Consider the following 24,068-nt stretch of genomic DNA (forward strand, 5'->3'; position numbering starts at 1 on the left):
AAAACGCTTCGCGTTTTCTCAAGCTCCGGCCCCGAAACCCTCCGGTTCTATGAACCGTCGCTACTCGAAAACGCTTCGCGTTTTCTCAAGCTCCGGCCCCGAAACCCTTTGGGTTTCGGGCCCGTCGCTCACCAGAACCGATGCGTCTTCACATAGTTCCGCTCGGCTTTGAGGATCTCCCGGTAGAAGGCGTCCCCTTCGGAGAGGGTCGCGAGGATCCGGGACGCTGCCTCCGGGCCAACACCCTTCGCGGCGAGGGCGGTCACCGCCTTCTTGCCGCTGGAGAGGACGATGTTCGCGTTCCGGAGGAATCGAATCTCGATCGCTCGTTCTTCCTCGGACTTGTCCTTTTTCCTCATAGCAGGAATGAGCTGCTCGTCCCAGGGTTTTAACGCCGCGATGAGGCGGGCGCTGCAGAGCGGGCACTGCGGGCGGTCGGGGACCCGCTCGACGACGGTCCGGCTCTTCCACTTCCGGCAGTTCATGCAGAAGAGGACGACGTTCTCCTTCTCAAGGCGCCGCATCAGCGTCCCGATAACCGCCTGGTCGACCATCGGCGGCGGGATCATATCCCGCGAGGAGGAGAGCCCCTCGCTCCCGAGCGGGCTTAACCGCCCGGTGGTGACGGCGATCCGGCCGTCGCGGAGGCCTGAGAGGATCTCCTGCGCCGCATCCACGTCCATCGAGTTGCTGAAGAGCTCACGGTAGGCCTCGGACGCAATGACGGTCCCGTCGAAGAGGTCGATGAGCCGGTGAATGCTGAACCGCTCGTAGTCGGCATCCGCATCGATGGCGCCGAACTTCTTTGCCACCTGCACCAGTTTCCACTTGAAGAGCGCCGTCCGTTTCAGGGCGAGTTTCAGGATCCCCGGGAGATGCGCAGGTTCGAGCGCGGCTATGGTCTCCTGCACCTCCAGTGAGCGGACGTTATTAGGCAGGCGGAGGAGGAACCGGTAGGCGCCGACCTCGATCCCGACGGCCGTCCCGTAGCGGGCTGAGAGGAGGACCGAGAGCGCTCGGGCCAGTGCTTCGTTCGCCTTATGCCCCCCGCAGACGTTGCAGACTACTCCCTCGTCCGTGTTCTCGATGGTGACAAGTTGGTCCGAAGGGACCGGGTAGTTGCCCTCGTCCATCCGGGCAATCCACCGCTCCGCGTAAGCGATGGCGGGAGGGAGATCCGAGTACCGGTCGAATGTCCGGGTCCTCCGGAGCGCCCCGACCTCCCGGGCAACGGCGAACGGCACCGGGATCTGCTCACCTTCCCATGACGGGACCTCCCCCTTCGCCTTCGTGGCCGGCTCGACCGTGATCTTGCCTCCCTCCATATCGAGCACCCGCCAGAGCTGGCCCTTGGTGATGAAGACCGCCCCGGTGTGCATCCACCCGAGGACGAACGACTCGTCGAGCGTCCCGACCGTCCGGCGCGAGACGATATCGAAGATCTCCATCTTCCGCTCGTCGTGGATCATCGAGAGGTTCTCGATGAGGTAACGCCGGGCCCGTCCCGTCCGGATGATCCGGGTCCCGTCGAGCCGGATCAGCCGGTGCTCCGCCATCTGGCGGCAGACATCGTCAAGAAGTGGCCCGCACCCGGTAAAGACGCCCGACCGTTCGATCATCTCCCGGACGCGGGAGACCTCGATCTCCCCGTACTCGACCGCGATCGCCGCCACCTGGTTTGCCAGGACATCGGCGGCGTCGGCGGGCGGGACGATCCGCTCGCACTCGTTCGCTCTTGCCCGACGTGCGATCACGAACGACTCCAGGAGGTCGTCAAACCCCGTCGCAAGGACGGTGCCGCGCGAGATGGTATCGAGGTGGTGGCCGGCCCGGCCGACCCGCTGCACCAGGCGCGAGACCTGGCGGGGCGATCCGAACTGGACGACGTGTTCGATATGCCCGATATCGATCCCGAGCTCCATCGAGGATGTGGCAATCAGCGTCCGGATCTCGCCCATCCGGAACCGCTCCTCGGCGTCGACCCTGACGTCCCGCGAGAGCGAGCCGTGGTGGACCTCAACGTCCCCGCGGGGATAGAGCTGGTGGCCGAGGGCCTCGGCGGTCACCCGGGTGTTGACGAAGACGAGGGTCGAGCCGGGCGCGTCCAGGCACTTCCCGACGGCCCGTGTCTGGGCGGCGAAGTCTTCCCCGGCAAACCGGACGCTGATGTCGAGGCTGTTCGCCACCGGCACCTCGACGAGCGAGAACGGTCGGGACCCGCAAAGGAACCGGCCAATCTCGTCGGGATTTCCGACGGTCGCCGAGAGGCCGATCCGCTGGAACTCCCCCGTGTAGGCGGCCAGGCGTTCGAGCCCTACCGCGAGTTGCGCTCCCCGCTTGCTGTCGGCGAGCTCGTGGATCTCGTCGATGATGACGTACCGTATATGCCTGAGATGCTCCCGGAGGCGTTTGCCCATGAAGATCGCCTGCAGGGACTCCGGCGTGGTGATGAGGAGGTCAGGCGGGTTGAGCGCCTGCTTCCGCCGCTCGTTCTGCGGCGTATCCCCGTGCCGGACGCCGACCGAGAGCCCGAGTTCCCGGCACCACCACTCCATCCGGGTGAGGATGTCCCGGTTTAAGGACCGGAGCGGTGTTACGTAGAGCGCCTTGAATCCCGGGCCGGTGGTCTCAAGGAGCCGGTCGAAGACCGGGAGCATCGCACTCTCAGTCTTACCCGTGCCGGTCGGTGCCACCAGGATGAGGTTTCTGCCTTCGAGCAGCAGCGGGATGGCCTGCTCCTGGGCCTCGGAGAGCCCGGTAAATCCGCGCCGCCGGGCGACCTCCCGCACCCTCGGATCGAGGAGGTCAGCGGTCGTCTGCGGGGCAGAGCGTGGCCGGGGAGCCGACGTATGTGCCATCTGCTAAAAACACCTCCGCAGTCGTTCTGTTTATGCACCGGGAGAGGGGGCCGAGCCCGCTCTTCTGCAGCCGCTGGATATCGATCCCGCCCGCGAACTCGTTGAAGGCCGGGACGAAGAGGAGCCGGGTGCGATCTCCAGGAGGCGCCTCTGCCCCCTGTAGGAGGCACGGCCCGTCGATCCCCGAGTAGAGGTAGGCCGGCCGGGCGCGTGCGGCACACCCGACGGTATCTATCAGGGAGACGACCGGGTGGTGGTGGCCGAGGACGATGAGGTGACCGAAGAGTTCGGGGGCGGGATGGGTGTGGCCGTGGAGGTAGCCGACACCGTCGACGAGCGCACCGCCGGGGGGCAGGAGTTCACCTGGCTCGAGGAACCGCCCGATACCCCCGTCATGGTTTCCAGGGGCGACGGAAATCGGTACGTGGTCGCGGAACGTCTCAAGGACACCGGGGAGTTCCCGGTACTCCTGCCTGCTCGTCACCGGAACGTTGTGCTTGACGTCGCCGAGGAGGAGGAGGAGGTCGGGCTCTGTCTCCTCGATGCAGGCGACCACCCGGTCGACCCGGGCGGCGCTCCGGCTCATGATGTGGACGCCGTGACGTTCGAGGCCCGACTCGATCCCCATGTGCAGGTCGGCGACGACCAGCACGCGCCGGTCCTGCTCGACCAGAAGGGCCGGGCCGCTCTCAATAAAATGCAGGTGCATATTGTGTCAGATACGTTTGATCATGCCCGATGCGGGCTGGTAGCATTCCCCTTCGGCGAGGAGTTCTTCGAGCGCCTGCTTCGCGTCCCGTGCGGAGAGGCCGGCCCGCACCCCGGCGGCGACGGCGTCCTCGACCGCGATGCCCCGGGCGCCTCCCTCGTCCACGAGGGCGGCAAGGAGGAGGTCTCGCTCGACGACCGGCGCGATCTCATCGGGGGCGGTATCGGGCCGGACGCTCTCAAGCGCCGTCCGAACCATCCCGGCCATCTCCCGAAGACCCTTCTCTGTGGTGTCGTAGAGCCGGAGGACGGTCGCGGCCCGCTCGTCACCGCCGTCCCGGAGAGCCTTATCGAGCGTTTCGAGCCGGTCGAGGGTCGCGCCGGCGGTCGAGAGCACCCAGAGGTCGCGGACGGTGCGGTTCACCACGTTGATAGCCTCGGCGTCTACCGCTGCATGCGCTCTCTCGCCGGTTCCGGTGAGCGTCGCCCGGCCGGTGACGGCGACGAAGGCGGGCGGTTCGATGCGGTCGAGCGTCTCGACCGCGTCCGGGCGCTGCCAGTCCGCCGTGATCCGGAACGTCCCGGTGGGGTCGGCGATCCGGGCCTGCATCAGGTCGCCGCTTCCCTTACGCTCGGTGAGAGCCCCGACGATGAAGAGGCGGCGACACCAGGCGCCGGCAGGCGTCACCACGTATGAGCCGTCCCGGCCGCCCCCGGCGTCCACCGTGTGCCGCGCCGCGGAGAAGTCTCGTGCAAATACCCGTTCTGCAGGTTCCATGCGTTTCTGTCCGTTCCGAAAGGAGTCCTGGTCCCGGGGTACCGCCGGGTCGGAACTCCACACGAACTCATGGTATTTCCATAGAGTTCTGTACCTATTTTATTCACCTCAACCCTCTAAAAAGGATCACTGGAGAGAGGATAACGATGCTTTTACGATGCACGAGCGCCAATACCCTATGCAAATGGACGACAACCACACCATCTGGATAGAGAAGTATCGGCCCAGAAGACTCGACGAGATGGTCGGACAGAAGGATATCGTGGTGCGTCTTCAATCGTACGTGAAGACCGGCAACCTGCCGCATCTCCTCTTCACGGGCAGCGCGGGGATAGGAAAGACGACCGCTGCGGTGGCGCTCGCGCGGGAGTTCTTCGGCGACTCCTGGCAGATGAACTTCCGGGAGATGAACGCCTCAGACGAGCGCGGCATCGACGTCGTCCGGAACCAGATCAAGCAGTTCGCCCGGACGTCGCCGCTTGCCGGCGCGACGTTCAAGATTCTCTTCCTCGATGAGGCGGATGCGCTCACGACGGACGCCCAGGCGGCTCTCAGAAGGACAATGGAGACCTACGCCCGGACCTGCCGGTTTATCCTCTCGTGCAACTACTCCTCGAAGATTATCGACCCCATCCAGAGCCGGTGCGCCATCTACCGGTTCAGGCCGCTAGATAGGGAGGCCGTCATCGAGGAAGTTCGGCGGATCGCGGCAACCGAAGGCCTCACCGTCACGGAGGGGGCGCTCGACGCCATCGTCTACGTGGCCTCCGGGGATATGAGGAAGGCGATCAACGCCCTGCAGGGCGCTGCCATCATCCGGCCCGCCATCGACGAGGAGACGGTCTACCAGATCACCGCGACGGCACGTCCGGCGGAGATCGACGAACTCCTCGACCTCTCGATAGCGGGAAGATTCGATGAGGCCGAGCTGGCGCTCAGCGAACTGACCCGCGGCCGGGGCATCGCCCCGAACGAACTGATTAACCAGTGCTACCGGGCGCTCGTCCAGCGCGACATCGACCGGACGCTCAAAGTGAGACTGATCGATGCCCTCGGTGAGACCGACTTCCGCCTCTCGGAAGGGGCAAGCAGCGACATCCAGATGGAGGCGCTGCTCGCCCGGTTCGTCCTCGCTGCAGGGCAGAACCGGTGAGGATTCCAGCCGTGGATGAAGAGGTAACCGTCGAAGTCACCGACAACGTCGGTGAGTGGACGAAGTTTTTAAAGAAACAGTACAAGCGGGAGCTCGCCGAGCTCTCCCGCGAGTATCCCCATAATCGGTCGCTCATCATCGATTACCGCAAGATCCTGAACAACAAACTGGCATTCGAGCTCCTGCGGAACCCCGGCAAGGTCATCGGGGATATCCGGGACGCGATCGTCCAGAACAAACTCTTAAAACTCAAGGACAGCCAGGACCCGGAGCAGCTCAATATCCGGTTCACGAACCTGCCGCAGAAGACCGACGTCCGGGACATCAGGGCCGATCAGATCAACACATTCGTCGGCATCGAGGGGATCCTCAGGAAGACCACGGAGGTGCGCCCCCGGATCGTCAGCGCGGTTTTCCGGTGCCGTTCCTGCGGAAAGAACACTGAGCCGGTCCCGCAGGGCTACGGGCGGTTCGATGAGCCCGACTTCTGCCCGAACTGCGAGAGGAAGACCCGGCTCGACCTGATCATGAACCGGTGCCGGTTCGTCGACGCCCAGAAACTCCGGATCCAGGAGTCGCCCGAGGGGCTCCGGGGCGGCGAGCAGCCCCAGACGCTCGATATCGACGTCACCGACGACCTCACCGGGATGGTCTCGCCGGGCGACCGGGTGGTGGTGAACGGCATCCTGCGGTCGGTGCAGCGGGTCAACTCCGGCCAGAAGAGCACGCTCTTTGACATCTACCTTGAATGTAACTCGATCGAGATCGCCGAGAAGGAGTTCGAAGAGGTCTCGATCACCGAGGAGGACGAGGCGAAGATCATGGCACTCGCCCGTGACCCGATGGTCTACAAGAAGATCGCCCGGTCGATCGCGCCGACGATCTACGGGACCGACGACGTGAAGGAGGCGATCGCTCTCCAGCTCTTCGGTGGTATCGCGAAGGAGATGCCGGACGGCTCCCGCCTCCGCGGCGACGTCCACGTCCTCCTGGTCGGCGACCCGGGTATAGCAAAGAGCCAGATATTGCGCTACGTCGTAAAACTCTCGCCCCGTGGAATTTACACGAGCGGGAAGTCGTCGACGTCCGCCGGGTTGACGGCGACGGCTGTCAAGGACGAGTTCGGCGACGGTCGCTGGACGCTCGAGGCCGGTGCGCTGGTCCTCGCCGATATGGGTATCGCCGCCGTCGACGAGATGGACAAGATGGCGAAAGAGGACCGGAGCGCGCTGCACGAGGCGATGGAACAGCAGTGCTACGACGACGAGACCGAGGTTCTCACGGAGAGTGGGTGGAAACTCTTTCGGGACGTAACCGCAGACGATCGCGTCGCAACCCTCTCTCCCGACGGCAGGCTCGAGTACGCATCCCCGTCCAATTTCGTGGTATCAGAGTACGACGGAGAGTTGTACTACGTCAAATCGCGGCAGGTTGACCTCGCGGTCACGCCGAACCACCGGATGTACGTCAACCTGAATCGGCGCGCCGACGAGTGGGAGGGGTTCCGGTTCATCCGCATGGACGAGATCCCCATCCACAAGCGGATGCGGTTCAAGAAGAACGCCGTATGGACAGGAGAACGGCAGGAGACCTACGAGATCCCGCCCGTCGTCAAGTTCGCGAACCAAAACGCCGAAGGGAGGCTCACCGAACCCATCCTCGTCAGGATGGACGACTGGCTTGAGTTCCTGGGCTACTTCCTCTCCGAGGGGTCGGTCCAGCGGCACTCCAGGACCGGGGTCCCCTACCGCGTGATCGTATCTCAGACGAACCCCGAATCAGCCGAGACAATCCGGCAGTGTCTCGAACGGCTGCCGTTTAACTTCTCCTACGACGGCAAGAACTTCGCGATCAGCGCAAAGCAACTTGCGGAGCACCTCGCGCCGTTCGGCAGATGCCACGAGAAATACGTCCCTGATTATGCCAAACGGCTCCCCCCGGAGCAGATAGTGATATTGCTCGACGCGCTCATGCTCGGGGACGGTTACGTCAACAAGACGACCGGGGTCTCGATCTACACGACCTCCTCAAAGAGGCTTGCCGACGACGTCACCGAACTCCTGCTGAAGAAGGGGTGGTCCGGGAACGTCCATCTCATGCAGGAGGCCGGGACCGCCGCGGCCAATCCGCGGGGAGGGACCACGACCACGACCCACGATATCTACCAGGTGACCTTCATCCGCGACGGCCAGAACGAGCCGAACATCAACACAAACGGGCAGCGGCATATCGAGAAACGGCTCTACAAAGGGATGATCTACTGCCTTGAGGTCCCGAATCACACCCTCTATATCCGGCGAAACGGCATCCCGATCTGGTGCGGCAACTCGATCTCGGTCGCAAAGGCCGGCATCACCGCGACCCTGAAGTCCCGGTGCGCCCTCCTCGGCGCGGCGAACCCGAAACTGGGGAGGTTCGACCAGTTCGTCCCGATCGGGGAGCAGATCGATATGCCGCCCTCGCTACTCTCCCGGTTCGACCTCATCTTCGTGATGACCGACCAGCCCGAGGCCGAGCGCGACGGGGCGATCGCGCAGCACATCATCAAGACGCATTCCGTCGGCGAGTTGATCAAGCAGCACGCCTACACGCCGCTGCCCGACGTCGATGAGGCGTACATCGAGCGGGCGCTTGCGCCCGTCATCCCCGACATCGACCCGACGCTGCTCCGGAAGTATATTGCCTATGCGAAGAGGACCTGCTTCCCCATCCTCTCCAGCGGTGCCCAGGAGGCGCTGATCGCCTACTACATGCGTCTGCGAAACCTCGCGAGCGGGAACAAGCCCGTCCCGGTCACCGCCCGGCAACTCGAGGCACTGGTCCGGCTTGCGGAGGCGAGCGCACGGATGCGACTCTCCAACACCGTCGACACGGAGGACACCGACCGGATCTTAAAGATCGTGGACGCCTGTCTCCGGCAGGTCGCCTACGACGCCGAGAGTGGGAGTTTCGATATCGATAAGCTCGTGACCGGGGTCACGAAGTCGCAGCGCGACATCATCCGGTCGGTCAAGGAGGCTATCCGGAACGTCTCCGGCGACTCCGGCGGCCAGGCGAGGGTCGATGAGGTCATCGATATCCTTGTGCAGCAGGGCTTCTCCCGCGACAAGGTCGAGCATACCCTCGAGCAGCTGAAACGGGGCGGCGAGGTGCTCGAGCCCCGGCACGGGCTGGTGAAGCTGATCGGGTAGGCTGCGACCCCGGCGGTGCAGGTGCCCGATCTTCACCTGAATACCCATCCGCATGAACTTCACGTAGGTCGCGGCGAAGAAGGCCGCAGGGAAGACAATGAGCGCGGCGATGTTCATCCAGACCCGGCCGAAGGCGTTGGCAAGCCCGGATCACTTCCTACACCTGTCCATCCGCCTGCGTCTCGCCCGGGAGAACCTCATCGCCATACCCCGTATCCAGGATCTACACAGGAGGATGAGTGGAAATGGGAGATACAGCGACGGTTGATGATGCCGGGCGGCCCGGAAGCGTTCCGGTGCGAGGCAAACCCCGCCATCTGCGGTGCCCCGCCCGTCCTTTCTCCTATCTGCTCGGGGAAGGGGCCGCGATCAAGAACCCTTTCTCTGAGTCGTCCCGACTTCTGGCGGGCTATGTGACGATCCGGAGCGTGGTGGTCCCCTGCCCCCGACGCGGTCAATGTACTTACTGTCGTTAGGCGAGGTCACTCTTGCAGGACTTAACCAGATGAGACAGCCTCTCTCCTGTATCCGCATCCCACAGGGCGGGATGGATCGCCCCACTTCTGCAAACAACCGATAGACGTGTAGAGAAATAGGACAGAAAACATAAATGTCCAAACGTTCAGGTTACTGTGCGGATGTTCAAAACAGCGTTTGCAAAACCGCGGAGGCTCACCCAATCCGTCCAAGGCCGGATGAACCCCCCACTACCCGAAGGCAAGAGATAAGTTTGCACTCCTTGTATTTTAGGATTGTGTCTCCTTTGCCTCCGGTAATATACAGGAGGAAAAACTCATGAACGGAACCATCGGAATGCGGGCACTCTCCATGCTCTTCGCCGTGCTGCTGGCGAGCATGGGCGTCGTGACGGTGGTGAGTGCGAGTGAAGAAAATAGCGGGAACGCACCCCTCACCGGTATCGATGCGCCGATAACCATCACCGTCACCTCCCCGACCGACGGAGCTGAGGGCTGGATCGATGTCGTTCCGCCCCACGTTGCGGTTCTCGGCAAGATCGATGCCCCATCCGGCATACGGAGCGTGGTTGTTCAAAGCGAGATAGGGGAAGTTTCGTGCGGGAACGAAACGACGTTCGCGTGCTCCGTGCCGGTCTCTAAAGGGGAGAACAGGATCACGGTCATAGCGACCGACAACCTCGGAAACCGGGCCGAAAAAAGCCTGAACGTGACCATCCACAGCGGAATACCTCCGCCGCGGGCGATCAACGTTTCGGGCAGGGTGACGGACCCTGAAGGCAACCCGATTCACAACGCATCCATGCGATTTGAATCGGTCTTTGAGCTGGATGACGAACCCCTCTCGGTGACGAACACAACGGGAAGAGACGGCAGGTATCTGATCGAAAAAGCAATCGGGTACGATCAGACCATCATCGTTCAGAAAGAGGGCTACCTCCCCCTCCAGCGCGAGATAATTTTTGAAAACCTGACGAACGAGCTCGATCTGGAGCTGGAGCCATCCGGGAAGGAGGTTCCGGGATTCTGTCTGCAGGCAGGTATTATCGGGATATTGGGAGCGTTATTGGTCCTTCAGGGCAAGAAAAAGTGATATCGTGCTTGTTCCTGTGCAGGATGCCCCGTCCAACCTAACAGATTATTCGAAACGATGGACACCGCAGATCGTGTCTCTACCGCCACTCCACCGTCTCCGCCGGCGCTGGCTGTCCCCCCCAAACCGGTAGAACGTGAGATCACGGCAGAACGCATCCCACCAAGAGTGGAAAAGGGAGAACCGGGGAGAACAGTGTACGACCGGGTGCTGCTTTCCGGCGAAGCGTACCTGCCCGAAATGATTCAAACTGCTGGCGCAGCCCCCGAAACGGAGAACGACCTGCAGATGCCGGGTGCCGCCTCCCCGTCGGGTCTCGCGGGGAAGGAGGCGTGACCGGATGGACCTGCTTGCCTTCTTCGTAGTCCTCGAAGTAATAGGTCTCCTTTCGTTTCCGATAGTCCGGACCCTGGCCGGGAACCTGCGGGACACCGGCTACTCGCTCGCCCGGCCGGTCGGGATCGTCATCGTCTCCCTCGTTGCCTGGCTGCTCTCATCCCTCCGGCTGGTCACGTTCGCCGCAGGCGTATATATCGGTCTGTTCGTCCTCATTGCTCTGGCCGCGCTCGTCGTCTACCACCGCCGCGACCTGAAGATAGAGAGGGGACTGCTGGTGCAGGAAGGACTGTTCGTCGCGACGTTTCTTCTCGCGGCACTCTTCCTCATGCAGAAACCGGAGATCTACTTCGGGTACTCCGAAGACTTCATGGATGCGGCGTTTCTCCAGTCCCTGTTGCGGACCGATTTCCTGCCGCCCGCCGATCCCTGGTCCGCGGGCATGAGCCTGACCTACTACTACTTTGGACACCTGACCGCCGCCGTCCTTATCGCGCTCTCCGGGGTGCAGGCTGCCGTCGGCTACAATATTGCCGTTGCCGCCTTCTTTGCCATGGGCGTGCAGACGGCATTCGGCATCGGGCTCAACCTGACCGAGCGGTACCTGTACGGGTTCGTTGCAGCGTTTCTCACCATGGTTTCCGGTTTTCCGGCAGGGTTTGTACACCTGCTGGCGTATGTGAGCGGAACGGATATCCTCCAGTTCCACACATTCTCAGGATCGCTCCCTGAATGGCTCTCCTCCTTCGACTTCACGGCCGCGACAGGCGTGATTCCCCATACGATCACCTTTTACCCGTTCTATACCTTTCTCCAGGGAGACCTGCACGCCCATTTCGTATCGATTCCTTTCCAGCTGGCCCTCGTCGGGCTGTGCCTCGCATTCTCCAGAAACTTCTCGTGGGCGACCTTCGCAACAGCTCTCGTCACCGCCGCATTCCTCGTCGGCGTGAATGCCTGGAGCCTTCCCGCCAGTCTCTTCCTCTGTGCCGGGACGGCCTATGTCGCGACAAAGAAGAAAGCATTTCTCTTCGTCATCGGGCTCGCGGGCTGCATCTTCGCAGCATCACTGCTCACGGGGCTGGTCGGCGTCGTCGATCCCGGCCAGAGAACGGATATGACCGGTTTCCTTCTCATATTCGCTGTCTTTGCCTTCATGGCGCTTGCATACCTGATCGACCTGCATACATTTTCCAGAAAAGATATCTTCGCGGCGGCCGTGGTCGTCGGCGTTGCGCTCGTCGCCTGCTCACTGAACTTTCCGCTGGCGGTACTGCCGCTTCTCGCCCTCCCGTTCTTCTATCGTGCATGGTTTAACGACGAGTACCCGGCCATGCTCGCCGGTATCGCCCTGCTGATGATTGTTTTCTGCGAGGTCTTCTTCATCAACGATGCCTACGGCCAGCCGTTTGAGCGCCTGAACACCGTGATGAAGTTGTATCTTCAGGCGTGGGTGTTCCTGGGGGTGGCGTCGGCGTACTTCCTCTCCCGGATACGAAGCAGGGTTCTGGTGGCGGGAGCGGTCGTCCTGATAGCTGTTGCTGCTATTCATCCGGTTGGATCGCTCATAGCCATGCCCGGCGCAGGATACATGGGTGGCACCGGAACGCTGACGTTTGACGGGGCAGCATGGCTCAAAGAGCAGAAACCCGACGACTATGCCGCACTCTGCTGGCTTGGAGAGACGGCGAAGAGCGGAGATGTGGTCCTGGAAGCCCCCGGGGACGCGTACACCTACTCGTCGCGGGTATCGGCTTTCACGGGGCTTCCCACGGTTATCGGGTGGCGTACCCACGAAGTAATGTGGGGGCGGGGATGGGAAGAGATCGAGCGACGGTCTCTGGACGTCGACCGAATGTACACGGAGAACCCGAAAGCGCTCTTTGCGAAGTACAATGTACGCTACATCTTCGTCGGAGAGACGGAGCGGGTGAAGTACGGGAGCGGCCTGAAAACGCTTGCGGAGTGCGGGGAAGTCGAGCCGGTATACTGGTCGGGACCTACAATCGTGTACCGGGTATCATGAGCGACGGGCCTGGCGCATAGTACGCATTACTCGATCGATTGCGGCCGGCAGGAAAGCCTCTCATCGCGGCGGACTTCCACCGGCAGAACCGGATCACTTCCCGTATCCATCGTCCTGCTCCGGCTTGAGCACCCTGTCGAGAAGGAAGAAGAACTACCTAGCACCCGGGGTACCCCGTTCTCCCCTCCTCCGGGCAATCGCGCTCGTCGGCATCGTTTTCCCCTCCTCTCCATCAGGGAGCGGCGGCGCACGCCGAAGAGAACGGACCGATGACCGATCCAATCCCGCCGCGAGAACGACCTCTCTCCTGTATCCGCATCCCACAGGGCGGGATGGATCTCCTCACTTCTGCAAACAGCCGACGGACGTGTAAAGAAATAGGACAGAAAACATAAATGTCCACACATCCAGGTCATTGTGCGGATGCCCGGAACGCGCTCGCAAAACGGCGGAGGCTCACCCCATCCGTCCAAGATCGGGCGAGCTCCCCACTACCCGAAGGCGAAAGAGCGGTTCGCATTCTATGTACTTAGGGTTGAGCCTTTTTTGCCTCCGGGAACTACAGGAGGAGAGCAAATGAACGGGAATATCGGAACGCGGGCTCTCTCCCCGATGATGCTTCGGTGATGTACGCATGAAGATTGATACTATTGCCAAAGAAGAGTTGTGGCGTTCAGTTGCAACCTTTGGGGTCTCGCTTATCGTCACCGCTTTCATCATCACAACAGACTACCTCCCATTGCCATCGTTTTTGCTCTTACCCCTGCCATTGACGATCGCTGCAGTAGTCGCCTGCGTTATGGTGTGGTATAGACGAAAAGAAGGCCTGAACGACCCCAGTCCAGCGAATATCCTTCGCCATGCGCTTCGACTGGGGAAGCACGAAGAAAGGAAGACGGCACGGAGAAGAGGCATCGTCGAGAAGGTGATCGATGCCGCCCTTCTCGTCACGGTCTTCCTGATCTACCTCTACGCGTCCCTTGCATATTCCATCAACCAGATCCTCTGGCTCCCTGTCCTTCTCATCGTCGCCCTGCTCCTGACGCGCATCATCTTCACCGATGGCGGCGAGCGCCGCGTCACTTTCACGCAAGGAGTTGTCTTCTACCTCGGAGCAGCCGGGATCGTTCTCCTGCGCCACCTGGCACTGGGGCATCCCGTCCTTCCCCTTCTCCGGGGGATCGCGCTTGTTGGTATCGTTGCTTTTCCCATCCACTATGTCTGGGAAAGGCGACGCACACCGGAGGGAACGGATTGATGGTTGAGAGAGGGGCTGCGGAGTGGGATGTCTTATGCTGAGATCGTTCAAACTCTTTTTTACCTTTTTGACCCTTTTTATAGCCGCTACGATCATCCGGTTCGGCGCTCTGATCAGGTATCCGGAATACATAGATCCGGCGCACCTGTTATCATCGATATTGCTTGGGCTGGCCGTAATCCCCCTAGTCCTCCTGGTCATGCTCTCACGTTTCGTCACCGCCAAATTTGCCGCTGCAGGTCTCAGCCCTCGCACTATACGTTTGTACGTGATCATAACCTCTGCTCTTTTAGCTGTTATGACGTTCCTGGAGACCTATTATGAACGGCCGTCGCTGTTGTGACGGCGGAGGAGCCGCTATGTTAAACGGATTGGGGGTCTCCTTACCATAGCCGTTGTTTACCTTTTGTGGAAAAGAAGTGCAATGCGAAGAAATCCTCACGCGAACGCAGAGCGGGGGTACGATAATCCGGCAAGGCACTCTCTCCGCAAACCCCATTTACCCGGACGATGCTCGCCTGTATCTGAATCGCCGACTGTGGATAGGCTTGCCTCGCCATGAAAAAGTCTCTCTTCCCCGCCCACGGCCCCCAGGGCAGGATCGATCGTCCCGCTTTTGCGAACAGCCGACGGACGTGTAGAGGGAAGGGACAGAATTTATAAATAAACCTGCGTCGAGGCTCTTGTACGATGGAGCCGGGCCCAGATAAATACGATAAAGAACCTGGATTCATATTCGGGCTTCTGCTGGTCATCATCTGGATTGCTCTGTTGCTCTTCGTTCAAGGCGCCCTCTTTCCGCGCCAGGTATTCACGCAAAACCCATTCACCGCCTGGCTTACCCTTGGCCTCATCCCGTTCGTCGTAATGATCGGGGACCACCAGATATACCGCCGGGAACTGGGCGGCATCGAGGCCGTTCGCAGCGTGATCGGACTTAAGAGCAACCTCCTGGGCTTTTTGCTGTGGTTCCCCGTTCTCGGGATATTGTATCTTGGAGGCTACGCCCTTCCCTATCAGGTCAACGGGGTGGGTGGTCTTCTTACGATCCTCGTTCTATATCTGGCATGGGACTGGAGCGCAACACGGAGAAAGCCTCACCCGAACATGGAGCAGGGGTGATCTGATGAGGCTCTCACTCTCCGCAAACTTCCACCGCCTCTACGAACACCTCTCTCAAAGCCGGTTGCGCTTCGCAATCCCACCGCTCGTAGCGGTCATCGCGTGGGCCGTCTGGGTCGTTGTCGCCAGCATCGCCTCAGGTCATCCAGAGCCCGTACCGCTCTTTGCCCTCCTCACCCTCTTTCTGGTGATCCTGACCCTTGCAATTGCGGGGGCCGCCACGCCGTTCCCGCTTGTTGCAGGCGTCCTCTCGTTTCACGGGCGAATACAGACGATGCTCGTTACCGTCGCAGCAACGGCTCCGCTTGTAATCGCTCTGTTCGTAACCCCGCACCGCTGGAAAGGCGAGCCCCCGCTGCTCGCGGACAGGCTGCCGCTTCTCGGGTGGTTCTTCGACGGCATCATGAACGTCCTGCCGCTCGCGGAAGGCACATTAGCATACAGTCTGGTGTTTTCCGGGTTCACGCTCCTCGGGTTCTACCTCGAGTGCGTACTGGTCGCTACCATCTTCTACGCTATTCTTCGGGTGGTCATCTTCCTCCGCCGCCCGAACTCCGGGGGCGGGGGTAACGCGGAATGAAGCCGGGGCATGCCCGGAACGAACCCGGAGAAATCGGGCTAAAGTATATCGCCGGACAGGTCAAATATCACCCTGATCGCCCCTGCTCAGATCGAATAGAGGGGGGATGAATCCATGAAGACCTTAAAGATCATCGTCGAGAAGCACCCGGACGGCTATGTCGCCTACCCCCTGGGTCTGAAAGGCACTGTCGTCGCAGAGGGGGACACCTACGAAGAAGCACTTGCCGAAGTGAAGTCTGCCATACAGTTTCACATAGAAACCTTCGGGGACGACGCGTTCGAGAACGACGACATCATGGAGACCTTCGTTGCCGAAGTCGGCATCCAAGTCTAACGTCGTGCGGTTATCGACGACTTGTTTCATGCTGCCCGCTCCTCTCCTGGATCTCTCCATATCCTGCTGACTCACGCGAAGCCGCGAAAGTCGCGAAGGGGAGTAATATCAACTCTCTGCTAGTCTTCGCGTTCTTCGCGGCTTCGCGTGAGACCATATCACCACTCTTGCGCAGATTCGGGAGTCCCCGAACCACAAAACGAAACCCTCTCATCATACTCTCCTCCGGGGGGGGCGCACCTTCTTACTCCCGCACCCCAAATCTACTAACCATGATCACCGACCGCGAGAAAGCGGCGTTCGAAGCCGGGATTAAGCTCGGCGCTCTCTACCACCAGTTCGTCGGGACCCCCATCGCCCGCGAGACCGCCGCGACCGTCGAAGCCGCCATCGAGCAGGCCGTCGGCCTCCAGCCCTACGTGACGGATATCCGCGTCCGGCTGAACCGCGACATGATGGTCTCGAACCGGTTCGGCTACTCGGAACTTGCCGGGAAGATGTTCGATGCCGAGATCACGACCGAGGTCGGGGCGACCGTCTGCCGGGCCCGGCTGCACCTCGAGGACGATTACCCCATGATGGAGATCGTCGAGTACCATGAAACCTCCCGCGATACCGATCACTGACGACCACATCCACATCGACCCGCAAAACGGCCGGGGGATCGAGGCCGCGAAGGACTTCCGCCGCAGCGGGGGGACGCACATCTTCCTGGTCGCGAAGCCCTCCTGGTCACTCGGGGTCGAGCCCTCATCAGGCGAGGATTACCGGGAGGTCTTCGATGCCACGCTCCGGGTGGCGGAGATGGTCCGCGAGGCCGGGCTCGTCGTCTACCCGGTCCTCGGCGTCCACCCGGCGGAGATAGGCCACCTCGTGGAGCGGATGAGCCTTGAAGCGGCCGCCGGCGTCATGATGGCCGGGCTCGACCTCGCGGCCCGCTACGTCGAGGACGGGCGGGCCGTCGCCCTCAAAAGCGGCCGGCCCCACTACGAGGTCGCGCCTGAGGTGCTTGCCGCCTCGAACGCGGTCCTCTTTCATTCGCTCGAACTCGGCGCCGACTGCGGCTGCGCCGTCCAGCTCCACGCCGAGAGCGGTCCTTGCACCGACGTCGTCACGATGGCCGCTCAAGCGGGAATCCCGGTCGAACGGGTCGTCAAACACTTCGCGACGCCCGACACCCCACTGATGCCCTCCTTCATCGCGCGGCACGAGGATATCCCCGCGCTTGCGCGGGCAGGCCGGCGGTTCACGATGGAGAGCGACTACATGGACGAGAACTCCCGGCCCGGCGCGGTCATCGGGCCGAAATCGGTCCCGCGGTTCACGCGCCGGTATCTTGAAGAAGGGCTCATCACCGAAGAGGATGCCTGGCGCATCCATCGAGAGACCCCCTCGCGCACCTACGGCGTGGATATCGTCCTTTCCTAGCCACAACAGCGCACCTTTTTGACGACTCCCGTCCAAGAGATCTGAGATGCACCTGAAAGTTCACCGCATGCCCGGCGCCGGTGAGGTGGTGGCTGCCTGCGACGCCGAACTGCTCGACGTCACTCTGGCGCATGGAGACATAGAAATCTGTATCACCGGAGGATTTTATGGTACGGAGCGTGCCGCCGAGGAGGAGGTCAAGGAGGCTCTGTCGTGCGCGACGAACGCTAATATTATAGGGAAGCGTGTCGTAGCCCTCGCCATCGCCATAGGGCTGATCGCAGAGGAAGACTGCATCATGATCGGCGACGTGCCCCATGCCCAGATATTCAGGATATAACCTATGACCATACAGACGAGCATCTGCCCCCGTTGCGGGAAGCCGACCGAGGAAGGACTCTGCCCGCAGTGCCGGGCCGCGGACGTCCGGCTGCTGACCTGCCGGCCCCGTGTGATGGCCGTCTACTGTCCGGTCTGCGAGTCGCAGAAGCGTGGCAAGACCTGGTCGGACCTGAAGGTGCCGCGTGAGGACCTCATCGCGGAGCTGGCGGTATCGGCGGTCGATATTCACGAGGATGCAAAGGAGATCCGGGTCACCGTCAGGTCGGAGGAGACCGGGTTGAGCCGGACGAACTGCACCATCGAGGTGGAGGCGACCCTCTACTCGGTCCCGGTCCGGGAGACCTGCGAGACCCAGATCCTCTGGCAGAAAGAGTCCTGCGACCGGTGCAGCCGGATCTCCGGGGGCTACTACGAGGGGATCGTCCAGGTACGGGCTACGAACAGAAAGATCAACGCCTACGAGCGCGAGATCGCGACGAAGATCGCAGAGCAGATCGAGGAGACGCTCCAGGAGTCGGGGGACCGGTTCTCGTTCATATCGGAGCTGGAAGAGTCGAAGGACGGTGTCGATGTCACCGTCGGGTCCCAGCACCTCGGCCAGGAGCTCGCCCGGGGGATAACGGGGGCTCTCGGCGGGCGGTATACGACCCACCCGAAACTGGTCGGCGAGAAGGAGGGGAAAGCGCTCTACCGGATCACCTACTCTATTCGACTTCCGTTCTACCAGAGAGGTGACGTGGTGGTCTCCCGGGGCGGTTACTTCGAGGTGCGCGAGATCGACGGGCAGCGCCTCCGGGTCTTCGACCTGCAGAGCGGCATGACCCGGACCCTTGCCGAAGGCGAGGTCGAGCGCCTCCTCGGGAACACTCGTGACGCCGAGTCCGCGCTCGTCGTCTTCACGCAACCGGACCTGGTGGGGCTGATGGACCCGAAGACCTACCAGACGCGGGAACAGAGCCCGGTTCCCTGGACGTTCCCGGTGGAGGGGCAGCCGATCCGGGTGCTCCGCGACGAGGAACAGGACCGTCTGGTCATCGTTGGGTGACTGCCATGCGTGCTCGGAAGATGCCGGCGGGCGCCCTCGCCAGCCTCCAGGATGCAGAGTGGGTGGACCGCACCCGCCGGCCTTACGTCGAGGGCGGCATCGCCTGGGTCCCGGTCGGGGAGGGGTATCCGGCCGACACGGACCTTCCCGAGCGGGAACCCTACCGGGGCCGGGGCTACCACCTCATCGGCGATATCGCAGTCCTCCACGGCGAGGTACCGTCGGAGGAGGAACTCGCCGCGATCGTGCGCCACTGCCGTCCCCGGGGGATCGTCCGGATCAGGGGGTATACCGGCGCGATGCGCGTCCCTGACGTCGAGGTCCTCTACGGCACCGCCGGCGAGGTCCGCCACCGCGAGCAGGGCTACACGTTCATTCTTGACCCGACAAGGGTGATGTTTGCGCAGGGCAATCGGACTGAGAAAGCACGGATCGCCTCCCTCGTCCGGCCCGGCGAGCGGGTCGCCGATATGTTCGCCGGGATCGGGTACTTCTCCATACCTGCGGCCGCAGGCGGTGCGGCGGTCCACGCGATGGAGATCAATCCGATAGCCTTTGAATACCTGAGGCGCAATAGTATGGCAAACCATGTCGCGGACCGCATCACGGCGGAGGTCGGGGACTGCCGGGACCTCGTTTCCGGGGTCTACGACCGGGTCCTGATGGGGCACTTCGACGCACCCTCGATGCTTGCCGACGCCCTCGCCCACGTCCGGACGGGCAGCGTGCTCCACGTCCACAGCATCGGGGAGCAGGCGGACACGATCCGGGAGCAGGCGGCAGAGGCGGGATTTCGGGCGGCGATCGCCTCCCGCCGGGTGAAGAAGTACGGTCCGCACGCGTGGCATATGGTGCAGGATGTGACGATATCGTGAAGACGCTTTCGGGAAAGACGGTGGTCCTCGCCGTGACGGGGAGCATTGCGGCCGTCGAGACGGTGAAACTCGCCCACGCCCTCCGCCGCGAGGGCGCGACGGTGCAGGCGGTCATGACGGAGGCGGCGGCCGGGATCATCCACCCCGACGCCCTGGCTTACGCGACCGCCCGCCCCGTGGTGACCCGGATCACCGGTCTCGTGGAGCATGTCCTCTATTGCGGGGAAGGCGGGGCGGCGGACCTCCTCCTCATCGCGCCCTCGACGGCGAACACGATCGGCAAGATCGCCTGCGGGATCGACGACACCCCCGTGACCACCTTCGCCACGACGGCGCTCGGCCGCGGGATGCCGGTGGTCCTCGCCCCGGCGATGCACGAGAGTATGTACCGCCACCCGGGTGTCGCCGAGAATCTCCGGCGGCTCCGCTCCTGGGGCATCGAAGTCATCGACCCCCGGATCGAGGAGGGGAAGGCGAAGGTCGCCGATAATACGGTCGTCGTCCTCCACGCCGAGCGGGCGGTCTCCGGCCGGCCGCTCGCGGGGAAGAAGGTCCTGATCACGAGCGGGGCGTGCGCAGAGCCGCTCGACGACGTCCGGGTCCTCACCACCCGATCGACCGGGCGGATGGGCCGGGCGCTCGCCCTCGAGGCCTTCCGGCTCGGCGCCGATGTGACGGTGGTGCATGCGGGCTCGTTCCCGTGCATCCGAAACATCCGTGTCACGACCGCCGCAGAGATGCGTGAGGCGGTCCTCTCGGTCTGCCGCAACGAGGGGGTCGATGTCTACGTCAGCGCGGCGGCGATATCGGACTTTGCCCCTGAACGGCGGGAGGGCAAGATCCCGAGCGGCTCGCCCCGGACCGTCCGGCTCAATCCGCTCCCGAAGATCATCGACGAAGTGATGGCGGCCTGCCGCCCCGTGACGGTGGCCTTCAAACTCGGCTGGCACGAGGAGGAGCGGGCGCGGGCGATGCTTGAGGCGGGCGCGAGGATGGTCGTTGTGAACGCGCCCCCGGCGATGGGGGCGGCGGAGGGGTCGTTCCGGCTCATGACGGCCGGCGGGGTCACCGATGTGACGGGGAGCAAAGAGGAGGTCGCGGCGGCGGTATGGTCCGGACTGCTGTAGCCTTCTCCCCAGGCCACATATCCGGGTACTTCAAACGGGTCGAGGGGGGCGACCCCGCAGCCACCGGGAGCGTCGGGGCCGGCGTGGTCATCGATGAAGGGGTGCGCTCGACCGTCAGCCCCGCCCGTGCAACAAGCGTCCGGGTGGTCCGGCAGGGTCGTGTTACCGCCGGATCGCCGCCGGTCGAATACGCCCTCGAACGGCTGGGAGTCACGGCCGTCGTCACGACGGAGTGCCGGCTCCCCATCGGCGCCGGGTTCGGCCTCTCGGCGGCGGCGCTCCTTGCAACCCTCACGGCGGCAAACCACCTCTTCGACCTCGGCCTCTCGGCGGACGAGGCGGCCGAGAGGGCCCATGAGGCTGAGGTTCTCCACCGTTCCGGCCTCGGGGACGTCGCCGCAAGCCAGGCCGGCGGGGTCGTCTGCAGAACGGGGCCGGGGATCCACGCCGATATCACCCGATTCTACCCACCGGAGCCGCTCTACGCCATGAGCCTCGGCCCGCTCCCGACCGCCTCGGTCCTCTCCTCGGGGGAGGCGATGGCGCGGATCGCCGCTGCATATCCGGACCGCTGCCCACGCGGCCTCGCCGACTTCTGTCGTCTCTCACGAGGATTCGCGGAGAAGAGCGGGCTCATCGCGCCGGAGGTGCGGGGGGTGCTCGAGGCCTGCGACGGCTCGGGGGTCCCGGCCAGCATGACGATGCTTGGAAACGGCGTCTTTGCCTGTGGCCCCGGCGCGGAGCGGGTGCTCTCCCGGTTCGGGGAGGTCTACCGCCTGGAGGTCGCACGCCGCGGCGCATATCTTATCGAGACGAGACCATGATACCCAAAGACCATCCACGCTACCGCTCCCTGATCGCCCGCGAACGGCTGGCTCAATACGCCCGCGAGGGCGTCGTCGCCCTCGAGGGGCTTGCAGCCCACGGGCGCGGGGAGGCGTTCGACTACCTGCTCGGTGAGAAAACGACCGAGAGCGCTGCTCTCGCCGCCCGGACGGCTGCAGCGATGCTTCTTGCCGCCCGGCACGCGGTGATATCGGTGAACGGGAACACGGCGGCGCTGGCGGCGGCTGAGGTCGCGGCGCTCCAGAATGCGAGCGGCGCCGACGTCGAGGTGAACCTCTTCCACCGGACCGACGAACGAATACGGCTGATCACCCGGCTTCTTACGGAGCATGGCGCCCGGGTCCTCTCCGGGACACCGGAACGGCTCGTCCCGCTCTCCCACGACCGCGCGCTCTGCCTTCCGGGGGGGATCGGGGACGCCGACGTCGTTCTCGTGCCCCTTGAGGATGGGGACCGCTGTGAGGCGCTCCGGGCGATGGGAAAGACCGTCATCACCGTCGACTTAAACCCGCTCTCCCGGACCGCCCGCACGGCGACCCTGACGATCGTCGACGAGGTGACGCGCGCCATCCCCGCGATCACCGCGGCGTGCGCCTCCCTTGAGCCCGGCGAGGGTGAACGCCTGATCGCCACGCTTGACAATACCTATCTTCTCCGGGCGGCAATAGATGAGATGAGAGAGAGATTGGCCCATGCTCTGGAGTGAGGTCTACCGGCCGAAACGGTGCGACGAGATCATCGGACAGGATGAGGTCGTCCGCCACCTCGTGTCGTTTGCGGACAAGCGGAGCGTGCCCCACATGCTCGTCTCCGGCCCGCACGGCACCGGGAAGACCGTGGCTGTCGAGTGCCTGGCGCGGAGGCTCTACGGCGAGAACTGGGAAGCAAACACAACCATCTTCAGCGCCGCCGGCCTCCTCGGGAGAGGGAAGAGCGCTCTTGAGACGGACGAGCGGTTCGCCCTGGTCTACCGGAAGGACCAGAGCCTGATCACCAACTTCAAGTACATCGTGAAGTGGTACGCCTCGATGCGCCCGCTCGATGCGGACTTCAAACTGATGGTCGTCGAGGACGCCGAGGGCCTGACGTTTGAGGCGCAACAGGCCCTGCGCCGGACGATGGAGCGCTATAGCGCCACCTGCCGGTTCATCTTCGTCACGACCCGGCCATCGGCGATCATCCCCGCGATCGCGTCGCGCTGCCTGCCGCTCTTCTTCGCCCCACTTGAGAGCAGGGTCATCCGCGCCCGCCTTCAGGAGATCCTCACCGCGGAGGGAGCCACAATCCCGGACGACGAACTCGACCTGATCGTCCATGCCGCACGGGGCGACCTGCGGCGGGCAATCATGTACCTCCAGATCACCGTCGCGTCGGGGAAAGACCTCGACCTCGCAGAAGTATCCCGCTCCGAGACCGCGAATGTCGCCGCGTCTGCGTTCGACGCGCTCCGTGCGGGCAACTTCGACGTTGCACGCCGGATCACCGAAGCGCTGATGATCGAGTACGGGCTCTCGGCCCGGGACGTCGTCGGCGAGCTCCGCCAGGTGATCCGGCGCGAGTACAACCACCCGGCCCTTGCGATCGCACTCGCCGACGCGGACCACCGGCTCTGCCACAACGCAAACGATTTTGTTCAGATCAACGCACTCCTTGCCCGGATCGCCCGGGAGGTGTTCAGTGAAGAAAGTACAGCAACATTATGACGAGGTCGCGGACGTCTATGACGACCGCTACGACGGTCGCCGCGGGAAGTGTTACCACAAGCATATCTGCGATCACGTGATGAGCGTGCTCCCAAGGGACGGGTTCCTCCTCGACCTCGGGTGCGGGACCGGGCTCTTCGTGCAACGCTACGTCGAGGAGGGCGGCCGGGCCGTCGGGCTCGATATCAGCCCGGGGATGGTCAGGCACGGGCGGCACCGCTGCCCTGAGAGCGGATTCTGCGTCGGGACCGCCGACGTCCTCCCGTTTAAGGACGAGACCTTCAACGCCCTTGCGAGCCTGCTCGCCTTCAGCTACGTCCCGGACCCGGAGGGAATGCTCAGGGAGTGCTACCGGGTTCTGAAGCCCGGCGGCCGGATCGCCATCTGCACCTTATCAAGGACAGTCTTCACGAGCATCGTTCCGCTCTTCTACCAGGTGGGGGAGAAGGTCGGACTGAAGAAGGTGGGCGTCGGCGACTTTGACGAGCACTACTACACCAACGCCGAGATCGCCGGACTCTTCCGGGATGCAGGGTTCGAGGATGTCTCGGTCGGCCGGTGCTCGTTTGCACACCTAAACCTCGCCGACCCGGTCTTTAACCTTGCCCGGAAGGTGGAGCCCTTCGTCGAGGAGAAACTGCCGTACCTGGCGTATAACGTCTGTGCGGCGGGGAAGAAACCAAAAGAGTAGGCTGTTTTGTGAACGGGCGCAGGGGTCGTTCCCTGCTCCCGCCCGACCCGGGCTGCGCGGAGAGGCTTCATCTTACGCTACGGCGACGGTAACGGA

At 63.1% G+C, this 24,068-nt stretch carries 23 protein-coding genes; 20 read left to right on the top strand and 3 right to left on the bottom strand.

The window, feature by feature from the left end; translation table 11 throughout:
- Positions 1-128: 128 nt before the first annotated feature.
- From PLN84_RS07370 to PLN84_RS07380, 3 genes are read right to left on the bottom strand one after another with little or no spacing between them, the layout of a single operon-like run.
- Complete coding sequence (locus PLN84_RS07370) at positions 129-2,858, bottom strand: DEAD/DEAH box helicase (protein ID WP_292558537.1); 2,730 nt, start codon at positions 2,856-2,858, stop codon at positions 129-131.
- Positions 2,806-3,567, bottom strand: coding sequence for a metallophosphoesterase (locus PLN84_RS07375; protein WP_292385850.1), 762 nt, complete (start codon positions 3,565-3,567; stop codon positions 2,806-2,808). Before PLN84_RS07375 ends, PLN84_RS07370 begins: the two co-directional genes overlap by 53 nt.
- 6 nt (positions 3,568-3,573) lie before the next feature.
- The gene (locus PLN84_RS07380) at positions 3,574-4,344 is read right to left on the bottom strand and encodes a hypothetical protein (protein ID WP_292385847.1); all 771 of its coding nucleotides are present in this window, start codon (positions 4,342-4,344) and stop codon (positions 3,574-3,576) included.
- 184 nt (positions 4,345-4,528) lie between these two features.
- Here PLN84_RS07380 and PLN84_RS07385 point away from each other — a divergent pair, with 184 nt between their 5' ends.
- From PLN84_RS07385 to PLN84_RS07480, 20 genes are all read left to right on the top strand, one after another.
- A complete protein-coding gene (locus PLN84_RS07385; RefSeq protein ID WP_292385861.1) occupies positions 4,529-5,497 on the top strand; it encodes a replication factor C small subunit in 969 nt (322 codons plus the stop codon).
- An 11-nt stretch (positions 5,498-5,508) separates the two neighbouring features.
- The gene (locus tag PLN84_RS07390) at positions 5,509-8,688 is read left to right on the top strand and encodes an LAGLIDADG family homing endonuclease (RefSeq protein ID WP_292385845.1); all 3,180 of its coding nucleotides are present in this window, start codon (positions 5,509-5,511) and stop codon (positions 8,686-8,688) included.
- Positions 8,689-8,797: 109 nt separating this feature from the next.
- The gene (locus tag PLN84_RS07395; protein ID WP_299953317.1) at positions 8,798-8,956 is read left to right on the top strand and encodes a hypothetical protein; all 159 of its coding nucleotides are present in this window, start codon (positions 8,798-8,800) and stop codon (positions 8,954-8,956) included.
- 527 nt (positions 8,957-9,483) lie between these two features.
- Positions 9,484-10,257: a hypothetical protein gene (locus PLN84_RS07400; protein ID WP_292385841.1), complete on the top strand. Its 774-nt coding sequence runs from the start codon at positions 9,484-9,486 to the stop codon at positions 10,255-10,257.
- A gap of 340 nt (positions 10,258-10,597) precedes the next feature.
- A complete protein-coding gene (locus PLN84_RS07405) occupies positions 10,598-12,619 on the top strand; it encodes a DUF2298 domain-containing protein (protein WP_292385839.1) in 2,022 nt (673 codons plus the stop codon).
- Between the two features lie 634 nt (positions 12,620-13,253).
- Positions 13,254-13,877 (top strand): hypothetical protein, encoded by a 624-nt coding sequence (locus tag PLN84_RS07410; RefSeq protein ID WP_292385837.1) that lies wholly within the window; start codon positions 13,254-13,256, stop codon positions 13,875-13,877.
- A gap of 34 nt (positions 13,878-13,911) precedes the next feature.
- Positions 13,912-14,220: a hypothetical protein gene (locus PLN84_RS07415; protein ID WP_292385836.1), complete on the top strand. Its 309-nt coding sequence runs from the start codon at positions 13,912-13,914 to the stop codon at positions 14,218-14,220.
- A gap of 347 nt (positions 14,221-14,567) precedes the next feature.
- The gene (locus tag PLN84_RS07420) at positions 14,568-14,999 is read left to right on the top strand and encodes a hypothetical protein (protein WP_292385834.1); all 432 of its coding nucleotides are present in this window, start codon (positions 14,568-14,570) and stop codon (positions 14,997-14,999) included.
- A gap of 4 nt (positions 15,000-15,003) precedes the next feature.
- Complete coding sequence (locus PLN84_RS07425; protein WP_292385832.1) at positions 15,004-15,579, top strand: hypothetical protein; 576 nt, start codon at positions 15,004-15,006, stop codon at positions 15,577-15,579.
- A gap of 114 nt (positions 15,580-15,693) precedes the next feature.
- Positions 15,694-15,915 (top strand): type II toxin-antitoxin system HicB family antitoxin, encoded by a 222-nt coding sequence (locus PLN84_RS07430; RefSeq protein ID WP_292385830.1) that lies wholly within the window; start codon positions 15,694-15,696, stop codon positions 15,913-15,915.
- A gap of 272 nt (positions 15,916-16,187) precedes the next feature.
- Positions 16,188-16,541 (top strand): dihydroneopterin aldolase family protein, encoded by a 354-nt coding sequence (locus tag PLN84_RS07435; RefSeq protein WP_292385828.1) that lies wholly within the window; start codon positions 16,188-16,190, stop codon positions 16,539-16,541.
- Entirely contained in the window at positions 16,513-17,343 is an 831-nt protein-coding gene (locus PLN84_RS07440; protein ID WP_292385826.1) for a TatD family hydrolase, read from the top strand. Before PLN84_RS07435 ends, PLN84_RS07440 begins: the two co-directional genes overlap by 29 nt.
- A 46-nt stretch (positions 17,344-17,389) precedes the next feature.
- Positions 17,390-17,683 (top strand): DUF424 domain-containing protein, encoded by a 294-nt coding sequence (locus PLN84_RS07445; RefSeq protein ID WP_292385823.1) that lies wholly within the window; start codon positions 17,390-17,392, stop codon positions 17,681-17,683.
- A gap of 3 nt (positions 17,684-17,686) precedes the next feature.
- Positions 17,687-18,730, top strand: a complete 1,044-nt coding sequence (locus tag PLN84_RS07450) for a 60S ribosomal export protein NMD3 (RefSeq protein WP_292385821.1) — start codon at positions 17,687-17,689, stop codon at positions 18,728-18,730.
- A 5-nt stretch (positions 18,731-18,735) separates the two neighbouring features.
- Complete coding sequence (locus PLN84_RS07455) at positions 18,736-19,605, top strand: 50S ribosomal protein L11 methyltransferase (RefSeq protein ID WP_292385819.1); 870 nt, start codon at positions 18,736-18,738, stop codon at positions 19,603-19,605.
- Positions 19,602-20,732 carry a bifunctional phosphopantothenoylcysteine decarboxylase/phosphopantothenate--cysteine ligase CoaBC gene (coaBC, locus tag PLN84_RS07460; RefSeq protein WP_292385817.1) on the top strand — a complete coding sequence of 377 codons (1,131 nt, stop codon included), beginning with the start codon at positions 19,602-19,604 and terminating at the stop codon, positions 20,730-20,732. The genes PLN84_RS07455 and coaBC overlap by 4 nt, the downstream gene beginning before the upstream one ends.
- On the top strand, positions 20,714-21,556 hold the full coding sequence (locus PLN84_RS07465; RefSeq protein WP_292385815.1) for a pantoate kinase: 843 nt from the start codon (positions 20,714-20,716) through the stop codon (positions 21,554-21,556). Before coaBC ends, PLN84_RS07465 begins: the two co-directional genes overlap by 19 nt.
- A complete protein-coding gene (locus PLN84_RS07470) occupies positions 21,553-22,284 on the top strand; it encodes a 4-phosphopantoate--beta-alanine ligase (protein WP_292385813.1) in 732 nt (243 codons plus the stop codon). Before PLN84_RS07465 ends, PLN84_RS07470 begins: the two co-directional genes overlap by 4 nt.
- Positions 22,271-23,281, top strand: a complete 1,011-nt coding sequence (locus PLN84_RS07475) for an AAA family ATPase (RefSeq protein ID WP_292385811.1) — start codon at positions 22,271-22,273, stop codon at positions 23,279-23,281. The genes PLN84_RS07470 and PLN84_RS07475 overlap by 14 nt, the downstream gene beginning before the upstream one ends.
- A complete protein-coding gene (locus PLN84_RS07480) occupies positions 23,256-23,972 on the top strand; it encodes a methyltransferase domain-containing protein (RefSeq protein ID WP_292385809.1) in 717 nt (238 codons plus the stop codon). Before PLN84_RS07475 ends, PLN84_RS07480 begins: the two co-directional genes overlap by 26 nt.
- Positions 23,973-24,068 lie beyond the last annotated feature (96 nt).

Origin of the sequence: Methanoculleus sp. (genome assembly GCF_035363275.1) — an archaeon.
Lineage (GTDB): Archaea > Halobacteriota > Methanomicrobia > Methanomicrobiales > Methanoculleaceae > Methanoculleus.